We start from the raw sequence: 3,190 nt of genomic DNA, 5'->3' as shown, positions 1-3,190 counted from the left end.
ACACTAACGGCTTTCTACGCGAATTAACTGGATCAATTCACAGGAGTAATTATGAGTTCACTTTACCAGCTTTACAAGCACAAAGACAAAAACGGCACCGGAACGGTGGTTAACAAAACTTACACCGTTCCTTTGTCAGAGCTGTACGTCGAGCCAGGACTGAATATCCGCGAAATCGACCAGGATCACGTCGCTGAGTTCCGCGATGCGTTTATCGCCGGCGAGTCGGTGCCTCCGCTGGACGTCCAGGTTACCGAGAAGGGCGTGAAGGTTATCGACGGCCACCACCGCTATTACGGCGCCATTGAAGCGACGAAAGCAGGTGCTGACATCATCCGTCTTGAGTGCAAAGACTTCGTCGGGAACGAAGCTGACCGGATCGCCTTTATGGTTACCCGGAACCAGGGAAAGCCTCTCACTGCTCTGGAACGCGCAGCTGCATATCAGCGTTTGAGAAATCAGGGGTGGGAGCCGGACGAGATCGCGAAGAAGGTTAAGCGTTCTCTGTCCGACGTCGACTATCACCTGCATTTGCTGACCTGCGGAGAAGAGCTGATCAGCATGGTTCGTGCTGGCGAAGTATCCCCGACAACCGCGGTTGCTTTATCCCGCGAGCACGGCCCACAGGCGGCCTCTGTAGCTGTTCGCCAGATGGATAAGGCCAGAGCATCGGGTAAATCGAAATTAACCCGCAGCGCGGCTCTGCCGCAGTTTAGCGCAGCAAAGGCGCGCCAGTTTCTCCAGATAATCGCTGATCAGGCTGACATTGAGCTGCCAGCTGATGCGCGCGCCATCCTGGACAACTATCGCAAATTCCTGAAAGAGGCCGGCTGGGAGAGTGAAGCATGAACACCGCAGAAATACTCAAGTTTCCCGGCGCCGCGCCGGGGCAATTCAGGAGCAACCGGATGGAAAACCAGAAATCTGGCTACATCCCGTTGTACCGGAGCGTTCTCAAGCAGTCCTGGGCAAAAGATGTGTACCTCAGAACCCTGTGGGAAAACCTGCTGCTTAATGCTGCTCGTCAGCCATTCAAAGCGACTTTCAAAGGTCATGAGTGGTCACTGCTGCCCGGTCAACTGGTGGTCACAGCGGCCGATTTAGGGCTGCAGCTTTGCGACCGGAAAGGGAATCCTACTAGTCGCGATTCAGTGGAGAGAATGCTGGCCGTTTTTGTGCGCGAAGGGATGATTTCTATCGAAGGTGAGAAGCAAAAAGGGAGAGTGATTACCATCACAAATTTTGCAGAGTATGCTCAAAAAACAGACAATTTACCCGCACATGAAGCCGCACATGAAGCCGCACATACTTCCGCACATGGCGAGCCCAGCAATGGCGCGGGTTTGAAGGTGGTACCCGCACATGATGGCGCACATGAAGCCGCACAAACAACCGCACAACATGAACAAGAAGGTAATAACAAGAATAAAAACATTAAAAGATCTTCGTCCGAGAATTCTGACGAATCCTCTGACGTCCGCCTTAAGAAATTTTTGTCTGCTCATCCTGATGCTGCGGTTTACACACCCAGCGGCAGCAAGTGGGGAACCGCCGAAGACGTTCGCGTTGCCGAGTGGATTTTCTCCAGGGTCAGGATGATCAACCCAACCTGCAAAGCCCCTGACATGACCGCCTGGTCAAACACGGTTCGACTGATGCGCCAGATCGACAACCGCAGCCACCAGGACATTTGCGCCATGTACGACTGGGCCAGCAAAGACTCGTTCTGGCATCGCAACATCCTGAGCCCTGAAGCGCTGCGCAAGCAGTGGGACAAGCTGACCATGCAGCGCAGCGCGCCAGGGGTTCAGGTTGCCGGGAAGCCAAAAGTCGACCTGAACAACACTGACTGGATTTATGGGGTGCTCGAATGAAATCAATCGCTGAAAGCATGCACAACTTCGACCGAGAAAACTTCCAGCGCGTGGCTGCCGGGCTTCCTGAAATGCAGGACGAGCAGGCAGTAAAGCGCCAGGCGGCAAAGACTGCGGAGATCTTCAACGAACTGTTCCGCCAGTTGCTCGCTGTGTTCCCGGCGCTGGCCAGCAAAACACCCGAGGAGATGAACGAGATGCGCCGGCAGTGGCTTCTGGCGTTCAAGGAAAACGGGATTGTCTCCATGGAGCAAATCAACGCCGGAATGCGCGTTGCCCGCAAACAGGATCGTCCATTCATGCCATCGCCGGGTCAGTTTGTCGCCTGGTGCAAATCGGAATCAGCCGTATCTGCCGGACTGCCGGATGCAGTGGAGCTGGTCGATATGGTTTACCAGTACTGCCGGACCCGCGGGCAATACCCGGATGCTGAGTCCTATCCGTGGCCAGAGCACAACGTCACGCCGGTAACGCTGAAGCACAAGGCCTGCTACTGGATGGTTACTGGACTGTACGCAGACATGCGCGCAAACGGCCTCAGCGACGCTGAGCTGCGCCGCAAGGCTCAGGATGAGCTGATGCGTATGGTGCGTCGTTTAAACGCAGGAGAAGCGATTCCAGAGCCGGTTAAGCAGATTCCAAAACTTGGTGGCCGGCCATTAAGTCAGGAGCAGGGGTTAAACAAAATCGCAGAAATTCGGGCGAAATTTGGACTGGGGAGAGGGCGGTCATGAAAAAGAACTCTGGCAAACAAGCCGTTATTAACTTCATCGGCCAGCATCCTGGCTGCAGCTTTCAGGATATCCGCCGCGGCACCGGGCTTGACTCTTCAGTGGTCAATTCCTCCCTGTGGCAGATGCACCGTGACGGCCAGGTTAAGCGTGAAGGGGAGTGCAGGAGCTACCGCTACACCCTGATTGACACAACAGTTGTCACCGAAAGCGATCCGTCTGTTCAGTATCGCCAGCGTCCTGGCGGCGTAAACCCAATGACCAACCTTTTTAACCAGTGCCTGGCGGGAGTAAGAAAATGACTATCACATTACAGGCAGTAAACGAGCTCATCGCCTCCCTGGAGAGCGCAGGCGAGCTGTCGATCAGAGAGCAGAAGTTCCTGAAGCTGGCAAAAGCGTTTAAGCAGCTGGCGTCGGAGAATGTGGCGCTGAAGAACGCCATTACAGACCATAGTCATTCGGTTCACTTCTGCGAGGTTTGCGGAAAGGATGATCCGTGCAGCACTGACGATGTTTGTTATGCGCTGAAAGATATCCCCGCTACCGATGCCTACCTGGCCGGGATTAAGGCTGATGGGGTGGA

Annotated in this window: 5 protein-coding genes; all 5 read left to right on the top strand. The window is 54.7% G+C overall.

Annotated elements, in window-relative coordinates; all coding sequences use genetic code 11:
* The first annotated feature begins 51 nt into the window (after positions 1-51).
* The gene (locus KHQ26_RS25865; RefSeq protein ID WP_023342712.1) at positions 52-849 is read left to right on the top strand and encodes a ParB/RepB/Spo0J family partition protein; all 798 of its coding nucleotides are present in this window, start codon (positions 52-54) and stop codon (positions 847-849) included.
* 59 nt (positions 850-908) lie between these two features.
* Positions 909-1,874, top strand: a complete 966-nt coding sequence (locus KHQ26_RS25860; RefSeq protein ID WP_032428219.1) for a replication protein — start codon at positions 909-911, stop codon at positions 1,872-1,874.
* Positions 1,871-2,608 (top strand): replication protein P, encoded by a 738-nt coding sequence (locus KHQ26_RS25855; RefSeq protein WP_019704107.1) that lies wholly within the window; start codon positions 1,871-1,873, stop codon positions 2,606-2,608. Before KHQ26_RS25860 ends, KHQ26_RS25855 begins: the two co-directional genes overlap by 4 nt.
* A complete protein-coding gene (locus KHQ26_RS25850; protein WP_117052295.1) occupies positions 2,605-2,907 on the top strand; it encodes a MarR family transcriptional regulator in 303 nt (100 codons plus the stop codon). Before KHQ26_RS25855 ends, KHQ26_RS25850 begins: the two co-directional genes overlap by 4 nt.
* On the top strand, positions 2,904-3,190 hold a 287-nt coding region (locus KHQ26_RS25845; protein ID WP_211777978.1), incomplete at its 3' end, for a hypothetical protein. The genes KHQ26_RS25850 and KHQ26_RS25845, both read left to right, overlap by 4 nt.

The organism is Klebsiella sp. 10 (genome assembly GCF_018223925.1).
In the GTDB taxonomy this organism is placed as follows: Bacteria; Pseudomonadota; Gammaproteobacteria; order Enterobacterales; family Enterobacteriaceae; genus Klebsiella; species Klebsiella pneumoniae.
Note: the sequence above shows the minus strand (reverse complement) of the source record. Positions and strands in the feature narration are given on the sequence as shown.

Excerpts from the sequence above, each read along its gene's own strand:
- KHQ26_RS25855 (WP_019704107.1), top strand. The coding sequence starts at position 1,871 with ATGAAATCAATCGCTGAAAGCATGCACAACTTCGACCGAGAAAACTTC.
- KHQ26_RS25860 (WP_032428219.1), top strand. The coding sequence starts at position 909 with ATGGAAAACCAGAAATCTGGCTACATCCCGTTGTACCGGAGCGTTCTC.
- KHQ26_RS25865 (WP_023342712.1), top strand. The coding sequence starts at position 52 with ATGAGTTCACTTTACCAGCTTTACAAGCACAAAGACAAAAACGGCACC.
- KHQ26_RS25850 (WP_117052295.1), top strand. The coding sequence starts at position 2,605 with ATGAAAAAGAACTCTGGCAAACAAGCCGTTATTAACTTCATCGGCCAG.